At 51.0% G+C, this 20522-nt stretch carries 18 protein-coding genes; 13 read left to right on the top strand and 5 right to left on the bottom strand.

Translation table 11 applies throughout. The annotated features are described in order from the left end of the window. Positions 1-172 precede the first annotated feature (172 nt). Complete coding sequence (metE, locus tag ACYVI9_RS02605) at positions 173-2506, top strand: 5-methyltetrahydropteroyltriglutamate--homocysteine S-methyltransferase (RefSeq protein WP_460760266.1); 2334 nt, start codon at positions 173-175, stop codon at positions 2504-2506. A 75-nt stretch (positions 2507-2581) separates the two neighbouring features. On the opposite strand, the gene ACYVI9_RS02600 is transcribed toward metE, so the two are convergent. Both ACYVI9_RS02600 and dnaN read right to left on the bottom strand, forming a co-directional pair. Then, complete coding sequence (locus ACYVI9_RS02600) at positions 2582-3094, bottom strand: TPM domain-containing protein (RefSeq protein ID WP_460760264.1); 513 nt, start codon at positions 3092-3094, stop codon at positions 2582-2584. A 186-nt stretch (positions 3095-3280) separates the two neighbouring features. Beyond that, positions 3281-4396, bottom strand: coding sequence for a DNA polymerase III subunit beta (dnaN, locus tag ACYVI9_RS02595; protein WP_460760261.1), 1116 nt, complete (start codon positions 4394-4396; stop codon positions 3281-3283). A 364-nt stretch (positions 4397-4760) separates the two neighbouring features. Between dnaN and ACYVI9_RS02590 the strand changes: the two genes are divergently transcribed. From ACYVI9_RS02590 to ACYVI9_RS02575, 4 genes are read left to right on the top strand one after another with little or no spacing between them, the layout of a single operon-like run. Further along, a complete protein-coding gene (locus ACYVI9_RS02590; RefSeq protein WP_460760258.1) occupies positions 4761-6086 on the top strand; it encodes a type III secretion system chaperone family protein in 1326 nt (441 codons plus the stop codon). Between the two features lie 21 nt (positions 6087-6107). Continuing rightward, complete coding sequence (locus tag ACYVI9_RS02585; protein WP_460760256.1) at positions 6108-7211, top strand: trypsin-like peptidase domain-containing protein; 1104 nt, start codon at positions 6108-6110, stop codon at positions 7209-7211. A 34-nt stretch (positions 7212-7245) separates the two neighbouring features. Next, on the top strand, positions 7246-7716 hold the full coding sequence (locus tag ACYVI9_RS02580) for a regulatory protein RecX (protein WP_460760253.1): 471 nt from the start codon (positions 7246-7248) through the stop codon (positions 7714-7716). Positions 7717-7762: 46 nt separating this feature from the next. Further along, positions 7763-8581, top strand: coding sequence for a nitrilase family protein (locus tag ACYVI9_RS02575; protein ID WP_460760251.1), 819 nt, complete (start codon positions 7763-7765; stop codon positions 8579-8581). Between the two features lie 86 nt (positions 8582-8667). Here ACYVI9_RS02575 and ACYVI9_RS02570 read toward each other — a convergent pair whose 3' ends face one another. From ACYVI9_RS02570 to ACYVI9_RS02560, 3 genes are all read right to left on the bottom strand, one after another. Beyond that, positions 8668-10263 carry a S41 family peptidase gene (locus ACYVI9_RS02570; protein ID WP_460760249.1) on the bottom strand — a complete coding sequence of 532 codons (1596 nt, stop codon included), beginning with the start codon at positions 10261-10263 and terminating at the stop codon, positions 8668-8670. Then, complete coding sequence (thiL, locus tag ACYVI9_RS02565) at positions 10226-11257, bottom strand: thiamine-phosphate kinase (protein ID WP_460760246.1); 1032 nt, start codon at positions 11255-11257, stop codon at positions 10226-10228. Before thiL ends, ACYVI9_RS02570 begins: the two co-directional genes overlap by 38 nt. A gap of 67 nt (positions 11258-11324) precedes the next feature. Further along, entirely contained in the window at positions 11325-12119 is a 795-nt protein-coding gene (locus ACYVI9_RS02560) for an inositol monophosphatase family protein (protein WP_460760244.1), read from the bottom strand. Between the two features lie 136 nt (positions 12120-12255). Between ACYVI9_RS02560 and ACYVI9_RS02555 the strand changes: the two genes are divergently transcribed. From ACYVI9_RS02555 to ACYVI9_RS02520, 8 genes are all read left to right on the top strand, one after another. Further along, entirely contained in the window at positions 12256-12474 is a 219-nt protein-coding gene (locus tag ACYVI9_RS02555; protein ID WP_460760241.1) for a hypothetical protein, read from the top strand. A gap of 73 nt (positions 12475-12547) precedes the next feature. Beyond that, positions 12548-13426, top strand: a complete 879-nt coding sequence (locus tag ACYVI9_RS02550; RefSeq protein WP_460760239.1) for a glycosyltransferase family 2 protein — start codon at positions 12548-12550, stop codon at positions 13424-13426. 85 nt (positions 13427-13511) lie between these two features. Further along, a complete protein-coding gene (locus tag ACYVI9_RS02545) occupies positions 13512-15044 on the top strand; it encodes a GH3 family acyl-acid amido synthetase (protein WP_460760237.1) in 1533 nt (510 codons plus the stop codon). A gap of 39 nt (positions 15045-15083) precedes the next feature. Next, complete coding sequence (locus ACYVI9_RS02540) at positions 15084-15722, top strand: LysE family translocator (protein ID WP_460760234.1); 639 nt, start codon at positions 15084-15086, stop codon at positions 15720-15722. A gap of 49 nt (positions 15723-15771) precedes the next feature. Next, on the top strand, positions 15772-16479 hold the full coding sequence (gene mtgA, locus ACYVI9_RS02535; protein ID WP_460760231.1) for a monofunctional biosynthetic peptidoglycan transglycosylase: 708 nt from the start codon (positions 15772-15774) through the stop codon (positions 16477-16479). Positions 16480-16537: 58 nt separating this feature from the next. Beyond that, on the top strand, positions 16538-17935 hold the full coding sequence (locus tag ACYVI9_RS02530; protein ID WP_460760229.1) for an MBL fold metallo-hydrolase: 1398 nt from the start codon (positions 16538-16540) through the stop codon (positions 17933-17935). Positions 17936-17946: 11 nt separating this feature from the next. Then, complete coding sequence (locus tag ACYVI9_RS02525; RefSeq protein ID WP_460760226.1) at positions 17947-18726, top strand: hypothetical protein; 780 nt, start codon at positions 17947-17949, stop codon at positions 18724-18726. A 179-nt stretch (positions 18727-18905) separates the two neighbouring features. Continuing rightward, positions 18906-20498 carry an ABC-F family ATP-binding cassette domain-containing protein gene (locus ACYVI9_RS02520; protein WP_460760223.1) on the top strand — a complete coding sequence of 531 codons (1593 nt, stop codon included), beginning with the start codon at positions 18906-18908 and terminating at the stop codon, positions 20496-20498. Positions 20499-20522: the final 24 nt, after the last annotated feature.

Here is a 20522-nt window from a genome sequence, read left to right as displayed (position 1 = left end):
GCAATGATTGTCCGGATATTTTTTTATTTTCAGTTGCGTGGATGCCATTTCCCTGGCATGAACAGGCTGCTGAACGAAACGACCGTTCCTGTTATTCCTTGTTTTACCGTTTTAGCATTGTGAAGCTTGTAAAGAGCTTTTAATTGATTATTCATTTAAAAGTTAATGTAACATGCAAACACAGAACCTTGGCTACCCGCGTATTGGTAGCAACAGGGAACTCAAGAAGGCCAGTGAACAATACTGGTCAGGAACCATGACCGCCGCCGGTCTTGAGCAGGTTGCCACCACCATCAGCGCCGAAAACTGGCGGCTGCAGCAGGAGGCGGGTATCGATCTGATACCCGTCAATGATTTTTCCTATTATGATCAGGTGTTGGACACCGCCCTCATGGTCGGTGCCATCCCCGAACGGTTTCAGCCCCTGATGGATCCGCAGGTATGCAGCCCGCTGGATCTTTTATTTGCCATGGCCCGGGGCTACCAGCAACAGGGGTATGACCTGACTGCCCTGGAAATGACCAAATGGTTCGATACCAATTATCATTACCTGGTACCGGAATTTACCCGTGATCAGGAGTTTTCCTTTTTCAGCGCCAAAGTGATCGAGGCGTATCGGAAGGCTGCCGCCGCAGGGATACCTGCCAAACCCGTGCTGATCGGTCCCGTGACTTTTCTACTCCTGGGCAAGGAGAAGGAACCGGGCTTTGACCGGCTGGATTTGCTGGAAAGACTGCTGCCTGTCTATTTCGATGTGCTTCAGGCACTGAGTGATGCGGGAGCCACCTATATTCAGCTGGATGAACCGGCACTTGCCCTCGACCTCAGTGAGACCGCCCGCTGGGCCCTGGCGCATACCTATAACGCGCTGAAAAAGCGATTTCCATTACTGAAAATCATCCTGGCCAATTATTTCGACTGTTTCGGCGATAACCTGGAAACGGCACTGAGCCTGCCGGTGCATACCCTTCACCTGGATCTGGTGCGCTGCCCCGCACAACTGGATGATATCCTGGCCAGGGCCTTTATCCATACCAGGACCCATTTGTCACTGGGACTGGTAGACGGCCGCAATGTCTGGAAGAATGACTATCAGCGCTCCCTTAACCTGATCCTTAAGGCAGTAGCTGCCATCGGATCCGAAAGGATATGGATTGCGCCCTCCTGCTCCCTGCTGCACTGCCCCTGCGACCTGGAACTGGAACCCGCTTCCGATTCCCTGCCGGATGAAATCCGACAATGGATGGCTTTTGCCCGGCAAAAACTGGATGAACTGGTAGCACTCCGGCAAATTGCCAGTGCTCCCGACAGCCTTCAGTCCCGGGAAGCACTGGCCGCCAATCAGCAGGCGATGGAGCGCCGCCGTCAGTCTCCGGTTATCCATGATCCGGCGGTTCGGGAGCGGATGGCCGGCCTGTCTGATTCGGATGCACGACGTTCCCGACCTTTCGCTGTACGGAAGCCAATGCAGCAGCAGGAACTGGCACTGCCGCTGCTGCCGACGACCACTATCGGGTCCTTTCCGCAGGTTGCGGAAATCCGGCGCTGGCGGTCGCAACTGCGCAACAGTCAAATTTCGGCGGCGACCTATGAACAACAACTGAAATCAGCAATAAAAAAAGCCATTGAATGGCAGGAAGCCATTGGTCTGGATGTGTTGGTACATGGTGAATTTGAACGCAATGATATGGTGGAGTATTTCGGAGCGCAACTCCGGGGTTTTGCTTTTACCCAGAACGGCTGGGTTCAGAGCTATGGCAGCCGTTGCGTCAAACCTCCGGTCATCTATGGAGATGTTTCCCGACCTGGTCCGATGACGGTGGCGTGGAGCCGTTATGCGCAGTCTCTGACAGACAAGCCTGTAAAGGGGATGCTGACAGGACCGGTAACGATGCTACAATGGAGCTTTGTCCGGGATGATCAGCCCCGAAAAGACAGCTGTAATCAGTTGGCTTTGGCCATACGGGAGGAAGTACATGATCTGGAGCAGGCTGGCATTCGTATGATCCAGATCGATGAACCAGCCATCCGCGAAGGACTGCCCCTGCGCAAAGCGCAACAGGCAGCCTATCTGAACTGGGCAGTAACTGCCTTTCGTATAGCCGCCGGTGGGGCTGCAGCCGGCACGCAGATCCATACCCATATGTGTTATGCCGAGTTCAATGATATGATCCGTTCCATTGCTGAAATGGATGCCGATGTGATCACCATTGAGACCTCCCGTTCCCAAATGGAACTGCTGGAGGCTTTCCGGAATTTTAGCTATCCGAATGATATTGGTCCGGGTGTATATGATATCCATTCACCGAGAATACCTTCCGTCCGTGAAATAAAGCAGCTGCTGGAAAAAGCCCTGGAGTTTATTCCGGCGGAGCGACTCTGGGTCAACCCGGATTGTGGGTTGAAAACCCGGGGCTGGGAAGAAACCAGGGCCGCGTTGGAAGCCATGGTGGCTGCCGCCCATGGCCTGCGGGAGCAATTGAAACAGCCGGTTGCGGTTGAATAGTGTGCTACAATACGATCATGTCTGCTGTTCCCAAAAAGGACAGCAGACATGTTTTTAAGGCACCGCCCGGGTAGTTCACTTGGAGACGGGCCGGGGATTGAACTGTACATTGCTGCGGATCTGGTCGGTCACCGCGTTCAGGGTATTGTAAATGCCCTCAAAATATTGGCCCTTGGCTGCTAACGGCTGGTACTGGCTGTCCAGAATTGCTGCCGCTTTTTCCTGGGTGAGGAACTTGCCGACATAGGCCCCGAAATCAATATGGGCCTGTGCCAGGGATTTACTGAAACTTATCACCATTACTTTCTGGCTGCCACCATGGGCCTGATCCCAATCCGCCAGGTCCTGCCGGTTGTATTGAAAAGTGCCGGAAGGTGCCGCAAAGCCGCTGATGGTATTTATTTTTATTGCAATCAGGTTGCTTTTCTCGAAGGTTCTGGCAATAGTATCCAGTTTCTTTTGCTGTTCCGGGCTGAGCAGGCTCTCGTAGTCATACACGAAATTAACATCAGCTGCAGTGGGTTGGTGCTGCCTGGGTTGGACGATACCTGGCCTGTCGGTATTTTTTTCCGCAACGGCACTGTTCACGGATCTGGAAGCGCCACAGCCGACAGCCAGCAGGAAGAAAAAGCCGCTTACCGCGGATAACAGAACGGGGGAAAGGGGTGCGTTTTTGATAAAGAATCGATTTTAAAGTTAAAAAAAATAGCAAAATCCCGGGGGATTCTGCTATTTGCAGCAAATTCGGTGCCATGGGCGGTCCGGGTTATGATTTTACTGATTGAGCATCAATGGCATTACCAGCATCAACAGTTCTTCATTTTCATCCTGGTCCACAGGTTTGATCAGCCCCGCTTTGGAAGGCGTGCTCAGTTCCAGATAGACTTCTTCGCTGTCGGTACTGTTGAGCATTTCGATGAGGAACTTGGCATTAAATGCAATTTTCAGATCTTCTCCGTTATACTGGCATTTCATGCGTTCATTCCCTTCAAAGCTGAAATCGACGTCCTGGGCTTCCAGCTGCAGCTCACTGCCGCTGATATCCAGGGCTACCTGATATGTACTTTTGTTACTAAAAACACTAACCCGACGCAGGGCGCCCAAAAACTCCTGGCGGTTGACGGTCAGCCGGTAGGGATTTTCTGTGGGAATGACCACTTTGTAATCCGGGAATCGGGCGTCTATCAGCCGGCAGCTCAGCCGGGTACTGCCGTGGGTAACGAAGAAATGGTTGCCGTTATAGTTCAGGGTAATCTCGTCTTCATTGTCCGGCAGGGCTGATTTCAGGAGATTCAGGGGCTTGCGGGGCACAATAAAGGAATCGGTGCCTGAAGCAGCAGCATCCCTGACCTGGTACCGTACCAACCTGTGTGCATCGGTAGCGACAAACTGAATGCCTTCTTTGTTTAATTCAAAGAAAACCCCGGTCATGGCGGGTCTCAAATCGTCTGTACTGGTGGCAAAAATCGTTTTATTGATCGCTGTCAGCAGTGAAGTGGAAGTCATTGTAAAGGAAGTAGTGTCATCGGCAGCCGGTTCCTTGGGGAAATTATCGGGATTCTCACCCATCACCTTGTATTTACCGCTGTCGCTGGTTATTTCTATTCCGAAATTCTTATCGATATTAAAAGTCAGCGGCTGGTCCGGAATATTTTTCAACGAATCGATCAGTATCTTATGCGGGATACAGACCCGGCCATTGTCTTTGGCTTCAATTTCCATTTCCGTCCGCATTACGGTTTCCAGGTCCGTAGCAACGATTGTGAGTTTATTGGCCTCAATTTCAAAAAGAAAGTCTTCCAATATCGGTAGTACCGTGTTGGCATTAATAACACCGGAAATGTTCTGCAACTGTCTGAGCAAAGCATTTGAAGAAGCAATAAATTTCATCCTTTATTCTATTATATTATGTTTAAGTTTAAAACGGCCTGATCGTAACCGGCAGCGGTCTTATTTTTGCTTGGTAGCGAAACTACTATAAAAAAGAATATCGCAATATAAATTATTTTGCCCGTACCGGCAGTCTTTTCCCTGCCGATAGTCCTTTAATCCTGCTTCGGAGCGGTAAACGCGGCTGGTGCCAGACGGTACAGGCCCGGACATGCCCCTTGTTCGGATTTCTTTGCCCACCGGGGATATAAGCCCGTAGGTCTGCGGGTTTTATGGCCGAATGGGGCGCAGCGGACCCGATGAAGGAAAAATCCGGACATTCAAAACCTTTTGTATCTTTCGCAGTAAGAATAAGTAAAAAAACATGCTGGACAAGCTGATCAATTTCTTCAAAGGCCTGTCGGAACCCTCGGCAGGGCCACAAAGGATACCTTTCGGAAGGTATTCGGATAATAACAAAACCGTGGCCAAAGCCAATCGCTGGAACGAGGCCGATGACCTGTTTAAGGAAAAGAAATACCTGGAATCGGTTCATGCTTTTTTTGACTACCTCAGGGATGACCAGATGGAAAACGTTCGTTTAGAGGGCGATCAGCAAAGCTTTGATTTTGAGCTCCAGCAGGGCTCTAAAGTCGTCAGGGGCCGGCTGCAGGACGGTCAGATCAGTGCTGAAGTCAGGCTGGCCCGGATGCCACAGGCCTCGGTGCCAGTGATGCGCCGGTTGCTGGAAATGAACTTCGGCCTCTATTACAGTCGTTATGCAATCAGTGAAGATGCCCTTTGCATGCGTTTTGATACGGACCTCGAGACGGCCAATCCCAGCAAATTATATTATGGACTCAAGGAACTGGCGATCAAAAGCGATAAACAGGATGATCTGCTGGTACAGGATTTTTCAGTACTGGAACCTATTGGCAATGAACATATCCATGAAATGCCGGAAACCGAGAAGCAGGTAAAGTATAATTATATGCAGCGTTGGATCCGGGAAACACTGGACAAAATCAATAGTGTAGACCCCGACAAATTTTCGGGGGGCATTTCCTACCTGCTGCTCAGCCTGGTGTACCGGATTGACTTTCTGCTGGCCCCCGAGGGTCGGCTGTTGAACGAACTGGAGAAGATTTCGGGAATCTATTTCAAAAAGGACGAAGCGCCGATGATCGAGAAAAACCGGGATATGGCGGTGGCTTTCGAAAAATTGCTGGCGCAGCCCCAGGACTTTGTATTTGAAAACCTGTTCCGGTCCAAATACACTTTCTCCATCGTGACACCCCAGCCCTATAAGGTCATTGCCGACCTGATCAAAGAGGCCGGTGAGAATATGTTATGGTACCGCGACAACCAGCACGAGGATTTTGCCCTGAAAATTATTGAATACGGACTTACCCATTGTCAGTATACTTATTCCCTGCCACGGGCCATCAGTCAACTGGTGGAGTTGTTTATGGAAATCAATTATCCGGATTTCTTTCGGGATTTAGGGTATGAAAAATCCCTGTACCATCCCGAAAAAAACACCTTTCAAACGGCGGAGATTATCAGCCGCATCCGGCAGGTACAGCAGGAATGGCGCGCTAAGCATCCGCTCATGAATTTTGCCACCGATCAACTGGATTTTAGCAGCCTGATGGCATTTAATCAGCGTTTTACTGCTCAACTGGCACTCTTAAATATGAACAATAAGTAATCAAATATAGCAGCACCTGTCATGAATACACAGGAAATCATTCAATTGTATCAGCAAGCCATTATCCAGATTGCCACCAATACGGGTACCGGTACGGGCTTTTATCTCAGTCAGTACGATCTGATCGTTACCAATAATCACGTGGTGAGTGATAGTCCGGAAGTGACCATTGCTGGTAAAAGTTTTGAGAAGACCCTTGCCAAGGTATGGTATACGGATGCCCAGCACGACCTGGCTTTTCTGGAACCTCCCGCGGACGTGCAACTCGCTGATATCCGGCTGGGACGCTATGAATCCCTGAAAGACGGAGACCATGTGATCGCCATCGGACACCCCTATGGGTTGAACTATAGTGCGACCCAGGGCGTAATATCTAAAGTGGACCGGATCCGGGACGGTGAAAAGTATATTCAGATCGATGCGGCCATCAACCCGGGTAATAGCGGCGGACCGTTGGTGAATAACGAAGGGATGGTAATTGGTGTGAATTCATTTATCATCCGTGGTGGCGATAATCTGGGCTTTGCCCTTCCGGTGGCTGCCTTGAAAGAAGCCCTGGAATTGTATATGCCCCATCGTGCAGCGCCGGCGACCCGCTGCGCCAACTGTGATTTTCTGGTTACCGCCGATACCATCGACAGTTCCAAATATTGTCCCAGCTGTGGTTCGGAAGTATTATTGCCGCAATTACCTGAAACCGCGCAGCAACCGGTGGGGGTGGCCAAGCTGATAGAAGAAATCCTGAAGGCACTGGGAAAGGATGTTCGGCTGGCCCGGGATGGACATAATCTATGGAGTGTCAAAGCCGGTTCGGCAAAGGTGAAGATCAGTTATAATCCGGACAATTTCTTTATTGTGGGCGACGCTTATCTCTGCCAGATGCCCTCGGATCTGGCCCGCATCAAACCCCTGTATCAGTTCCTGTTACAGGAAAACAACAAACCCAATGGTCTGGTGTTGAGCTGTGTGAAAAACAGCATCGTCCTGAGCCGGTTGATTTATGATCTGGACATTACCAGGGAAAGCGGTATTGCGGAGTTCCGGCACCTGTTTGAGCAGGCGGATTATTATGATGATTACCTGAAAAATGAATTTGGCTGTCTGGCCCGGCTCGAAGAAGTCTAGCGCCGTTTATTGTTCATATTTAAAACCCAGATACATGCCCGGATCCTTCCTGACCAAAGAGCAGGCGCTCCAGAAACTGCGGCATTATTGTGCCTACAGCGAACGCTGTCACAGCGATGTGATCAGCCGGCTTTATGAGCTGGGTGTGCGGCGGCTGGAACATGATGAAATTATCGCCAGTCTGATCCAGGATGATTATTTGAATGAAGAGCGTTTCGCCATGGCATTTGCCGGCGGTCATTTCCGACAGAAGCAATGGGGGCGTAATAAAATCAGAAAAGCACTCTTGCAGAAAAATATCAGTGCCTACTGTCTGAAAAAAGCCATGGGTGAAATTGATCCCGGCGACTATCAACAGACCCTGCAAAAACTGTTCGAGGCCAAGTGGGCCAGCCTTAAAACGGAACGCAACCGGTTTATTAGAATGAAAAAAACCAGAGATTATCTATTGCAGAAAGGTTTTGAAGCCGATCAGGTACAGGCGCTGTTCGATACCAACCGTTAATGAAGAAGTTGGAAGCGGACTGCCTCAGGACAAAAATGAATAAAAGATGAAAGACAAATTAACCCTCAGTTTGATTCAGGCTGATCTGGTCTGGGAGGATAAAGCCGCCAATCTGGAAATGTTCCAGCAACAGATCGAACAGATTCAGGAGCCTGGTCAGATCGTGATATTACCGGAAATGTTTTCTACCGGTTTCAGTATGCGGGCGGCTGAACTGGCGGAGACCATGGATGGTCCGACTGTGACCTGGATGCGGGATTTGTCTGCCTACAAGAAAGTAGTGCTGACCGGTAGCCTGATCATCCGGGAGGAAGATGCAGCCGGTCATATGCAGTTTTACAACCGGCTGATCTGGATGCTGCCCAACGGACAGTACGGCATTTATAACAAACGGCATCTGTTCACCCTGGCCCGGGAGCAGGATTACTATACGCCCGGACAGAAAAGACTTTTTGCCTCGGTTAATGAATGGAAAATCAATTTACAGGTATGTTATGATTTACGTTTCCCGGTATGGGCCCGGCAGATTCCCCGGATGACCGGCGAAAACTGGCGGGGGCTCTACGACCTGCTGATCTATGTGGCCAACTGGCCGGAGAAACGCAGTACTGCCTGGAAAACCCTGCTCCAGGCCCGCGCCATCGAAAACCAGTGTTATGTGGTGGGTGTCAACCGGGTCGGCACAGACGGCAATGGTATCTACCATGGCGGCGACAGTATGGTGGTGGATCCTCAGGGAGCGATTCTCTATCAACAGCATGGCAAGGCTGATACCGCCACCCTGACCCTTGAAAAATCGGTCCTGGAGCAAACCAGAGAACAGCTTCCTTTCTGGGAAGATGCTGATGAATTCAAGGTTTTCTAGGGAAGCCTGGAATACCGGAAGCAGATGACTGGCAGGCGCTATCGGGCGTCCGCAGTGCTTTGGCCTTGCCACCGCGCCTTTTTCCACTAGCGCAGGGACCCGGGTACCGGCGCCAGTTTAAGCAGTTGCATCAGTTTTTCCATTTTATAATCCCGGCCCCCCCGGATGGCTTCTACCGAAGGCCCGACATTTATATCCGGGCGCACGCCCGATCCGTCATGGGGCTGTTGCCGGTCGATTACCAGCCGGAACAGGGGCAGCCGGAGCCGGATACCGGTTGCCGGCAGACTGGCTTTTGGCAATAGCCAGGCACTGCTTCCATAGGCAGCACCGCCCGAAGGCTCCCCCAGTATCCTGACGTTTGACTGACCTTTCAGGATAGCCAGGGTCAGGACCGTAGCCGAATAACTACGGCCACCACTCAGCAGGTAGATTTCACCATCAAAATGATGCCGTTTTCTGGGCTTGAACCGGTGCCTTTCGTAGTAACGGTAGTGGTACCTGCCTTCTTTTTTCCGGGTGACCAGCCCGATAAAGAGCCGGGACCAGAAATCAAATTCAATATACCGGCTGTACCTGGACCCGAGACTGACGGCAAAAAGTGAGTCGGCCATCCGGTAGGACCTGGCTGCCAGATAGCGGGTCAGGTCATTGGCAATGTCTACCCGTCCGCCACCATTCAGGCGCAGGTCAATGATCAGGCGGGGAATTTTCTGCCGGTCCAGGCTGCGGAAGCTGCGGCGGAAAAAGCGTTTTAACGTCAGTTTTGAGGCGAAGCTGTTGAGTTCCATCAGGGCATAGCCCTGTTCGGGATGCAGTTGAAAACTGCGCTCCCGCTGCCTGATTTTCTGGCGGGGCTCCCGGACCGGACGAGACCTGGAAGAATCCCGCCGTCCGCTACTGCGCGCCCGGGCGGAATCCCTGACCGGCGGCGCCTGTTGCACCAGCAGGGTGCCGGCCGCACCGGTACTGTCATGATAAGCCAGGCGGTAGGATCGCTCCCAGCCAAAGACAGCGGTATACAGGTTTCCGAAATAGGATCCGGTGCTGAGCAGCTGGTCCTGCGCGATCCGGTTACCGCCATCGGCAGGAATATACAGGCGCAGGCTGTCCAGTAGACTGGCCATACGGTGACCGTTGAGGGAGTCTATAACCAGGCCGCGCCGATCCCTGAGGGCAGGCGTCCTGCCGGTGACCAATACCGTCGTGTCGTTCCAGGTTTTGATACTGAACGGAAAATGACTACGGCGGCTCAGGGTATCCAGGTATTTGCTGTAAGCCCGGGACGGGCCAATGGAAGTATGACCGCATTGAATCAGTGCAGTAACCGGCGCCAGTATTTTCCGGAATTCAAATTCAGTCAGGCTGTCCTGTAATTGCTGCCGGGCGGCATCAAAAGCACTGTCCATCACCGTCCTCGGGCTGTACCAGTACAGGGAGGGATGACGCTGTTCGAGGATCCCCCGAAAAATATCAAAATCGTGCTGTAATTGGCGAGGGCTGTACTTTTTATCAGGGCGGTAAGCCTGCCGGCTGCTGCTGCAGGCGCTCAGGATACCCAGGAGCAGCAGTAATAGGAGCAGGATCGTCGGGTGACGGTGAATATCGCGGTGAATCGGTGTACCGAATCGCATCGCCGGCCTGTTATTGGAGCGGGTTCCATCCCTGTGCGGTGATGGCATGCCGACTACCTGATTTGGTGATGATATGGGCGCCCTCCCCGGTCTCGGTCATATGTCCGATAATGCTGATATCCGGATGATCTTTTATTTTGTCGTAATCCTGCTGATCCACAGTAAAAAGAAGTTCATAATCCTCTCCGCCGCTCAGGGCGCAGGCTGTGGGATCCAATTCAAATTTAAAAGCCGCATTCCGGGTGTTCTCCATAATCGGAATTTTATCTTCATAAAGGACGCAACCCAGTTGGCTGTCTTTGCAGATATGGAGGATCTCCGAGCTCAGGCCATCACTGATGTCCATCATCGCGGTCGGCAATAAGTCCGCCTTGGCAAAATAGTCAATAATGTCCTTACGGGCTTCTGGTTTTAACAGCCGGCCGATCACATAATCCTCGCCTTCCAGATCCGGCTGAACACCGGGACTTTCCAGAAAAATTTTCTTTTCCCTTTCAAGAAATAAAAGACCCAGATAAGCCGCCCCCAGATCGCCGCTTACACAAAGCAGGTCGCCTTTACGGGCCGTACTTCTTTTGACGAAGCGATCCGGCGCTGTTTCGCCGACAGCGGTGACCGAAATAATAAATCCTTTCTGCGAAGTCGTGGTATCTCCACCCACCAGATCAACGCCATATTGCCGGCAGGCTGCATAAACGCCCTCATAAAACTCGCTGATGGCTTCGAGGCTGAAACGGTTGCTCAGCGCGATACTCATGGTAATTTGTGCCGGCGTGGCATTCATGGCATACACGTCGCTGAGGTTGACAATGACCGATTTGTAACCCAAATGTTTGAGCGGATGGTACATCAGATCAAAATGCACCCCTTCAATCAGCAGATCGGTGGTCAGGACCGTTTGTTTGCCAAAATGATCCAGCACTGCCGCATCATCACCCACGCCCAGGATGGTACCGGCCTGCTGAATTTCAAAATTCCGGGTCAGGTGATCGATCAGGCCGAACTCCCCCAACTGTGTTATTTCTGTTCTTTCTTCGCTCATAACTGCTGCGCCATATTTTAAAAATCAGACCCGACCAGGCGCCGGGGCTGCTTTGATTGGTTGATATTTAAGGGTTTTCACTGCGGGCTTCCTGACTGTCATTGATGACTTCGAGCAGTTGGGAATGAATATGCCCGTTGGTGGCCACGATTTTAGGTTGGTAGGGGCTGTACGGGTTGCCGTCAAAATCTGTCACCTTTCCACCCGCCTCGGTGGCAATCAGAAAGCCGGCGGCGCTATCCCAGGGTTGTAATTTGTGCTCATAAAAGCCATCCAGCCGGCCGGCAGCTACCCAGCAGAGATCGATCGCTGCTGCGCCCAAGCGCCGGACGGGTACCCCTTCCCGGATAAAGCGTTCAAAAACTTCCAGGGGACCATTATGCTGCTGGATATAGGTATAAGGAAAGCCGGTAACCAGGCAGCTTTTCAGGACATCGGTCTCCTGGCTCACCCGGATGGGTTGACCATTAAAGCTGGCGCCCTCGCCCTTTTCGGCAAAAAACAGTTCATTCATATGGGGGTTGTAAACCATGCCCATGATGATTTCTCCCTGAAACTCGAGGCCGATGGAAATGCAGTTCAGTGGTATGCCATGAGCGAAATTTATGGTGCCGTCAATAGGATCGATGATCCATTTATAATCAGAATCCTGAGGCAGGGCCCCGGTTTCCTCCGTAAGAATATAATGATCCGGATAGTTATTCCGGATGACCTCCAATATCGCATCTTCGGAGGCATGGTCGGCAGCAGTTACCAGATTATTGCGGCCTTCCTTGTATTTGATCTCGAAGGTTTGATTAAAATAACGGGATACCTGTGCCCCGCCGGCCATAATCGCTTCGTGTAAAACCGATTTTAACATGCAACAAAGATAGTAAAGGAGTTGGGTTGCCGCTACCCCGCTGGCGATTGTTCAAAAAATACGGGAAAAATACCCCTAAACGGGACCCCTTCAGGAGCTTATTTTTGAAGCAGATTTTAACCCTCAACTTCTCTTTATGACAACCACCATGATCAATTTTCTGACAAATGAACCGGTACCCTTCAGGTTGCAAACTGCTATTGACAAAATGAAACAGGAGCCCCAGTACCACAGCTTTCACACAGGACGCCGCGAATGGAACCGGCCCGCCTCGCCCGGTACCAGGCTTCACTCCGGTGAGCGGACCGCCATGGAATGCCTGCCGATGGAATTCCAGCAACCCATCCATCGTTGAAGCTGCTGCGTTTAGGGCGCGCCCGGCTTCGGCGGTCAAACCAGGGTTTTAGTCCTATTTTTGCCACCGTATCATGACGGTATCGGTAATCATTGTCAATTATAATGTAAAATTCCTGCTGGAAGCCTGCCTGCATTCCCTCAACATTGCCCTGGAGCAGCTGGAAGGAGAAGTACTGGTCATTGACAATCATTCTACTGATGGCAGCCTGGCCTATCTGAAGCCCAGGTTTCCGCAGGTGCAGTTTGTGGCCAATACCCGGAATACGGGGTTTGCCAAAGCCTGTAACCAGGGGCTGGCCCTTGCCAGGGGGCGGTATATTTTGTTTTTGAATCCGGATACCGTATTGCAGCCGGATAGCCTCCGACACAGCCTGCAACACCTGCAGGCAGACGCCAATATAGGTGCCCTGGGTGTCCGGATGCTGGACGGCAAGGGCCGCTACCTGAAGGAATCGAAAAGGGGCAATCCCGATGCATTAACAGCAGCTTATAAACTTTGTGGCCTGACCGCCCTGTTTCCCCGCTCGCCGGTATGGGCCCGCTATTATTTGGGCCATCTTCCCGAAGCAGGCGTACATGAAGTGGAAGTACTCTGTGGTGCCTTTATGTTGATGCCCCGGGACCTATTGCTGGAGCTGCAGGGATTCGATGAGTCATTTTTTATGTACGGCGAAGATATTGACCTCTGTTACCGCGTAAAGCAGGCCGGGTATAAGATTCTGTATTGCGGGGATACGACCATCCTGCATTATAAAGGGGAGAGTACCAATAAAGCCAGTTTCAGTTATATCCGCCGCTTTTACGGCGCCATGTGGCTTTTTGTTGATAAGCATTATACCGGTCGCCGCGCCGGCCTGTTTAAATTATTGCTTTTTCCGGCTATTGCCTTCAGGGCTTTGCTGGCCGGTCTGGCATTGCCATTTACAATCCGCAGATTGCCTGCACCTTAAGTCGGGTGCCCCGGAGATAAGCCCTTCCATTTTTTAAAAAATGGTATATTGCATCTTTTAAAGATATGTCTGGTGGCGGCAAGTTATGGCATCAATTATTGATATAAAGATACCCGGGGCAATTGCGAAGGCATTTGGATTTCCAAAAGCCGATGCAAAACATCAGCAGTCCAAAGTGTTGAAGAAGCTGCTTAAGAAAGCCCGCTTTACCGAGTTTGGCCAGCAATACCACTTCGATAAAGTTTTATTGAGCAAGAATGTGGAAAAGGCATTTCAGGAAGCCGTTCCCATCCAGGACTACAACGGTATCTACGACCGCTGGTGGAAAAAAACCCTGGACGGCGTACCGGATGTAACCTGGCCGGGTAAAATCGAATATTATGCGCTGAGCTCCGGGACATCGGAGGCTTCCAGCAAGTATATACCGGTAACCAAGGATCTCCTGCGCAGTAATACCATCAACTATATAAAACAGCTGATCAGCGTCTTCTATTACCAGGAAGCCAATAAGAAAGCCCTGACCAAAAGTTTCTTGATCATCGGGGGCACGACCGATCTGCAGAAAGGAGAGGCGGGATGGTATGCCGGTGATCTGAGTGGCATACTGGCCAAGAAAAGACCTTTCTGGTTCCAGACTTTTTACAAGCCCGGGGGCCGGATTGCCGCAATGAAGGACTGGAATCAGAAGCTGAAGGAAATTGTGGATCATGCCCGGGAATGGGATATCGGTTATATCGTGGGGGTACCCGCCTGGTGTCAGATGTGTATGGAGATGGTCATTGAAAGGTACGGATTGAAGCATATCCATGAAATCTGGCCAAACTTCGGTGTTTTCGTGCACGGCGGGGTTTCTTTTCAGCCCTATAAACGGTCCTTTGAAAAGCTGTTGGGTAAACCGATTGTCTATGTAGAAAATTACCTGTCCAGCGAAGGGTTTATCGGTTATAAAATGAAGGAACATGCTGCCGGCATGCAGCTGATTACCAATAATAATATTTTTTTCGAGTTTGTTCCCTTTGATGATAAGAATTTTGACAGCGAGGGTAATATCCTGCCCGAGGCCCGGGGTCTGCTGATTGATGAAGTGCAGACGGGTAAGGATTACGCCATCCTGCTCAATACCAATGCCGGTGCCTGGCGCTATCTGATCGGCGACACCATTCGGTTTCTGAACATACAACGTTGCGAAGTCGTAATCACCGGGCGCACCCGGCATTTTCTGAGCCTGGTCGGCGAACACCTGAGCGTGGAAAACATGAACCAGGCCATCGAAGCGGCCAATAACCATTTTAATATCAGTATACCCGAATATACGGTTGTCGGGTTCCCTTATAAAAACTACTTTGCACACAAATGGTATATAGCAACTGATGATGCTGCCGATGGAACGGCATTGCTGGCATTTATCGACGAACAGCTCAAATCGATCAATGATGATTATGCCACCGAACGTACCAGTGCCCTGACAGATGTTTTTATTGAGATATTGCCCGAAGAAAAATTTTTAAAATTTATGGAGCTGCATGGCAAACTGGGCAGCCAGAATAAATTCCCCAGGGTTATGAAGGGTGTGCTCCTCAAAAGTTGGGATGAATTTCTTGCAACAGGAAAAATATAGACAGATAGTTGGGAAAACTTTATTAATCTTGCCGGCAATATGACGGAAGCGATAATAAAAGGCCTTACCCTTGGTTTGTTGCTAAGCTTAGCTGTCGGACCGGTATTATTTTCCATTATTAAACATAGTATTAATGGCGGGCATAAGGTGGGTTTTGCATTTGTCGCCGGCGTATCAGCTTCCGATTTCACCCTCGCATTTGTCAGTAATGTTTTTTCCGCCCTTTTTGAAACCATCAGCGAGCATACCCAGGCGATCGGCATCACCGGCAGTGTTTTTCTGATGATTATCGGCATTTACTTTTTGTTTTTTAAAAAAGTGAAAATTAACGAGCAGGGAAAAATGGTAGTAGAGACCTACCGTAAAAGGGATTATGCCAAGATATTTGTTTCCGGATACTTTATGAACACCCTTAATCCTTCGGTTTTTCTGTTCTGGATCACAGCCTCTACTTCTTTTATCAGCCATACGATCGAAGAGCGCATTATTATTTTCCTGACCTGTTTGCTGCTGGTGCTCGGTGCCGATATAACCAAAGTAATGCTGGCAGGAAAAATCAGGAACCGGCTGACACCCCATAATATTCAACTGCTCAACCGGATCAATGGTATCATACTGATCGGATTTTCTATCGCCCTGATTATTGGCCTGATCTATTATGAATCCCATCATCATTAAGGAATCTTAAAAAGTTAAAGCGGGCGCCGGAATCTGAAACTTACCTATCTTGCAAGCGGCAATGAAGCGACTGGCTAAAATATGGAGAAGATTCAAAAGACTGGTGCTCTTTTTATTAGTGGCCCAACTGGTCTATATCATACTGCTGAAATGGGTGAATCCCCCCATAACGCTGACCCAGGTGGCAGGATGGCTAAAAGGCGAGGGGCTCCAAAAAGAATGGAAGGATGCCGCTGATATTTCATCGAATGCAAGACTGGCGGTAATTGCTTCCGAAGACCAGCTTTTCCCGGATCATAACGGGTTTGACTGGAAAAGCATTGCCAAGGCCATGGAATACAATCAGAAAAAGCCCGGTCGCATCCGGGGTGGATCTACCATCAGCCAGCAGACGGCAAAAAATGTTTTTTTATGGCAGGGCCGCAGCTGGGTGCGTAAAGGGCTGGAATCTTATTTTACCTTTATGATCGAAAGGATCTGGGGCAAGAAGCGGATTCTGGAGGTTTACCTGAACGTGGCAGAAATGGGCCGGGGCATTTACGGGGTGGAAGCAGCCGCACAGCATTATTTCAAAAGACCGGCCAGACAACTGTCGGCCTATGAGGCCGCTGCCATTGCCGCCTGCCTGCCCAACCCTAAAAAGTATACGGTGAAGCCCGCCTCGGCTTATGTCTCGGGCAGGACCAGGAAGATCCTGCAACAAATGAATTTTCTGAAACCAGACCGGGAGATTCAGGCGCTGATCCAAAATAAATAAGCTGTCTGCCCCTGTCTGGTACTCGTGGCGGATGGTTCACCCGAAAAACCCGAAAAAAATGACTGTTGAGCAAATTTATACCGGATGTCTGGCGCAGGGCGCTTATTATATTGTTTCCGAAGGCTATGCGGCCATCATCGACCCTTTGAGGGAAACCCAGCCCTATATTGACCGCCTTCAAAAAGACGGCGTGCAGCTTAAGTATATTTTTGAAACCCATTTTCATGCGGATTTTGTCAGTGGGCACCTGGATCTCAGCCGCAAGACCGGCGCGCCCATTGTCTATGGTCCTACCGCCAGGCCGGAGTTTGAGGCCATTATTGCCAGGGACCATCAGGTTTTTGAACTGGGTAAAGTCAGCTTCGAAGTGATGCATACCCCGGGCCATACGATGGAGAGTACCTGTTATCTGTTACATAACGAGCAGCAGGAACCCGTGGCCCTGTTTAGCGGGGATACGCTTTTTCTGGGCGATGTAGGTCGTCCGGATCTGGCCCAGAAATCAGGCAATCTGAGCACTGAAGACCTGGCCGGCATGCTGTATGACAGCCTGTACAACAAGATCCTGGCCCTGCCGGATGAAATTACCGTTTATCCTGCCCACGGGGCAGGTTCCGCCTGTGGTAAGAACATGATGAAAGAGACCCTGGACAGTCTGGGCAATCAGAAGCAGGTCAACTACGCATTGAACCAGCCTGATAAGGCGGCGTTTATCCAGGCGGTGACAGATGGACTGCAGGCACCGCCGGCCTATTTCGGAATGAATGTAGCCATGAATAAGAAGGGGTATGATAGTTTTGATGCCGTATTAAGGCAGGGCATGCAGGAACTGGACCCGTCGGCCTTTGAAAGGGTTGCCGCATCCAGCGGTGCCCTGATCCTGGATACCCGCGGCAATGCCGATTTTGCCCGGGGCTTTATCCCACAATCGGTTAATATCGGTCTGGAAGGAGATTTTGCACCCTGGGTGGGCGCGCTGCTTGGCGATGTGACCCAACCCATCCTGCTGGTCACTGAACCGGGTACGGAACAGGAAGCCGTTACCCGCCTGAGCCGGGTCGGTTTTGATCAGGTACTGGGCCACCTGAAGGGTGGTTTTAACAGCTGGCAGCAGTCGGGCAGGCAAACCGACTCGGTCAACCGGATCAGCGCTTCCGATTTTGCCCGCCGGCAACAGGAGCAGCCGGCACCCGTAATCGATATCAGAAAGGAATCCGAATTCGAACCGGAACATGTAAAGGATGCAGAAAACCAACCGCTGGCTGCGATCAATGACTGGATCCGCGGCCTGGACCCCAAAGAACATTTTTTCGTCCATTGTGCAGGCGGCTATCGCAGTATGATTGCGGCCAGTATTCTGCAGGCCCGGGGCTACCGGAATTTTTCCGAAGTCGAAGGAGGGTTTGGTTCCATCAAATCTACAGGGTTGCCGCTGGAAGCCACTGCGAAAAGCTAGCGGGAAATTCTATGAAAAATCACTATCGCTATAAGCACATAAAGCTGCTTACCAGTCTGCTGCTCCTGGTCAGTTCGCCGGGTAATGCACAGCAGCGGGTAGATGCAGATACCCTGGAGTACATAGACAGGAACTGGCAGCGGGGTAAAAAGACCAGGCTGGCGTTGGTGTCCCGTAGCGGAGACCCATTGCCGCAGGGAGATTATCAGATTGTTGAACGCCTGGAAGTCGGTGCCACCGGCTCGGTATTCAAGGAATGCAACTACCGACTGCAGGTCGGCGCAGGCGGCCTGGTGGAAGGAAGCCTTGTATTTCAGGTACCAAAAGAAAGGATACTGAAAACCGCACTGTTTTGTGAAGGCCGGGTGCAGGCACTCACCAGCTGCCGGAACGGCGTCAAGGTGGAAAATTTTCACTTCGATGGCGATACCCTGAATCTCCGCAGTTATTTTACCGACGGTAGCCTTTCCGGGCTCTATAAGGTCCTTGAAGGAGAAATTTTGTACAGTTGGGCGATTGATGCGACCGGATACTGGCGCCTGGACGATCAGATCAACGGCGTTACCGCCTATAGTTTCCAGGGCAGTAAAATCCTGCAATCACGCGAACAGTATAAAAATCTTCCGGAAGGTATCGCGTCGATTAAGGAAGCATTTGCGCCCTCGGGAGCGCTAAAAACCAGGACCCTGAAATACCTGGACGGCAGGGAATTTGTGGAATACTATCAGGATGGAAAACGCGAAAATGTCCTGCAGGTACAGAAAATTATGACCAAGCCTGCCGCAAACTAAGCGCCCTCCAGGCAGGGCTGACCAAAACTACAAAGCGGGATTCATCTAAAACAGGGTTAGAAAATTTACCTATCTTTGCCCTCCATCAGTTATCATTAACATGTAGTAGATCATTTCGACACGGTTTTGACAGATCAGGAAGGATTTCCTGGCATATTTCAATAGCAAACCCCGAAATGATGTTACAATTACAAGAATTGTCCTACCGGCATCCGGATCAGGAACCCCTTTTTGAAAATATACAATGGCAGGTACAGTCCCGTGAAAAATGGGCGCTGGTAGGTCCGAACGGATCCGGAAAATCCACCCTGCTCCGGGTAATGGCAGGAATGCTGGAGCCATCCGGCGGTAAGATTCATTACAGCAGCCCCCCTTATTATATACCGCAGAATTTCGGACAGTTTGGTAACCAGACCGTCGCAGGTGTACTGGGGATAGCAGCCAAATGGCAGGCACTGACTGAAATGCAGTCCGGCCGGGTTACCGAAGCCAATATGGAACTGCTAGAAAACGACTGGGATCTGGAAGAACGCATCCAGTCGGCTTTATCGCAATGGCAATTGCCGGCCCTGGATCCCGAACAGCGGCTCTCAGAACTCAGCGGTGGTGAACAGACCCGGCTATTGCTTTCCGGAATACATTTGCACCGCCCCGAATTGATTTTGCTGGATGAACCCAGTAACCACCTCGATGAAAAGGCACGCAGTCAGTTGTTGACTTTTATCGAAACCAGTAACCAGACCCTGATCCTCGCCAGTCATGACCGGGGATTGTTAAACATGCTGAACCCGGTGGCCGAACTGCATGCAGGTGGTCTGCGGCTCTATGGAGGGAATTATGCATTTTTTGAAACCCAGCAGGAACTGGCCTCAGCCTCGCTGGCCCGGGACTTGCTTCATGCCGATAAGACCTTAAAGAAGGCGGCTATCCTGCGCCGCAAAACAATGGAAAGGCAACAGAAGCAGGATGCCCGCGGCAGTCGTAAACAAACCAAGGCAGGGACAGCGCGTATCATGATGAATACCCTGAAAAATCAGGCCGAAAGGAGTACCGCCAAAACCACCGCGGTTCACGACCAGAAACTGGAGCAACTGACCCAGGATCTGGAACGGTTGCGGGCTGCCCAGCCGACCACCGGGCAGATGCGACTGGATTTAGACAATTCAGGTCTGCACCGCGGCAAACTGCTGGTAGAAGCCCGTGCGGTAAACCTGAATTTTGCCGGCAGGAACCTTTGGGCGGAACCGCTGGATATAGAGCTGCGAAGCGGAGAGCGCTGGCTGATCCGGGGTGCCAACGGATCCGGGAAGACATCCCTGGTCCGATTGCTGCTGGGCAACCTGGAGCCCACTTCCGGCAGTATTACCCGCGCTTTTCAACAGTATCGGTATATTGATCAGGATTATCAGCTGATCGATAACCGGCTGCGGGTTATTGAGCAGGCAGGTCGGTTCAACTCCGGCTCGGAACCCCTGCAGGAGCATGAAGTGAACAGCAGACTCCACCGCTTTCTGTTTGGCCCCGGAGACTGGGATAAATCCTGTGCCAGCCTAAGCGGTGGGGAACGGATGCGGCTGATGCTTTGCTGCCTGCAGATGCATCGTCAGGCGCCCGACATCCTGGTGCTGGACGAACCGACGAACAACCTGGACATTACCAATATGGAAATCCTGCATGAGGCCCTGAGGGACTATCAGGGCACCCTGCTGTTAATCAGCCATGATGCCCATTTTCGGTCGGCCCTGGATATCAATCGGGAAATCGTGCTGTGATTTAACAAAGCAGCAACAGCCGGT

This window comes from Niabella terrae (assembly GCF_054783135.1).
This window is presented reverse-complemented; position numbering and strand designations above follow the sequence as displayed.

Coding starts and splice junctions, on each gene's coding strand:
- ACYVI9_RS02570 (WP_460760249.1), bottom strand. CDS start 10,263: ATGCCATCACCGCACAGGGATGGAACCCGCTCCAATAACAGGCCGGCG.
- ACYVI9_RS02585 (WP_460760256.1), top strand. CDS start 6,108: ATGAATACACAGGAAATCATTCAATTGTATCAGCAAGCCATTATCCAG.
- ACYVI9_RS02580 (WP_460760253.1), top strand. CDS start 7,246: ATGCCCGGATCCTTCCTGACCAAAGAGCAGGCGCTCCAGAAACTGCGG.
- ACYVI9_RS02555 (WP_460760241.1), top strand. CDS start 12,256: ATGACAACCACCATGATCAATTTTCTGACAAATGAACCGGTACCCTTC.
- ACYVI9_RS02590 (WP_460760258.1), top strand. CDS start 4,761: ATGCTGGACAAGCTGATCAATTTCTTCAAAGGCCTGTCGGAACCCTCG.
- ACYVI9_RS02550 (WP_460760239.1), top strand. CDS start 12,548: ATGACGGTATCGGTAATCATTGTCAATTATAATGTAAAATTCCTGCTG.
- ACYVI9_RS02525 (WP_460760226.1), top strand. CDS start 17,947: ATGAAAAATCACTATCGCTATAAGCACATAAAGCTGCTTACCAGTCTG.
- ACYVI9_RS02530 (WP_460760229.1), top strand. CDS start 16,538: ATGACTGTTGAGCAAATTTATACCGGATGTCTGGCGCAGGGCGCTTAT.
- ACYVI9_RS02545 (WP_460760237.1), top strand. CDS start 13,512: ATGGCATCAATTATTGATATAAAGATACCCGGGGCAATTGCGAAGGCA.
- ACYVI9_RS02520 (WP_460760223.1), top strand. CDS start 18,906: ATGTTACAATTACAAGAATTGTCCTACCGGCATCCGGATCAGGAACCC.
- ACYVI9_RS02540 (WP_460760234.1), top strand. CDS start 15,084: ATGACGGAAGCGATAATAAAAGGCCTTACCCTTGGTTTGTTGCTAAGC.
- thiL (WP_460760246.1), bottom strand. CDS start 11,257: ATGAGCGAAGAAAGAACAGAAATAACACAGTTGGGGGAGTTCGGCCTG.
- dnaN (WP_460760261.1), bottom strand. CDS start 4,396: ATGAAATTTATTGCTTCTTCAAATGCTTTGCTCAGACAGTTGCAGAAC.
- ACYVI9_RS02575 (WP_460760251.1), top strand. CDS start 7,763: ATGAAAGACAAATTAACCCTCAGTTTGATTCAGGCTGATCTGGTCTGG.
- ACYVI9_RS02560 (WP_460760244.1), bottom strand. CDS start 12,119: ATGTTAAAATCGGTTTTACACGAAGCGATTATGGCCGGCGGGGCACAG.
- metE (WP_460760266.1), top strand. CDS start 173: ATGCAAACACAGAACCTTGGCTACCCGCGTATTGGTAGCAACAGGGAA.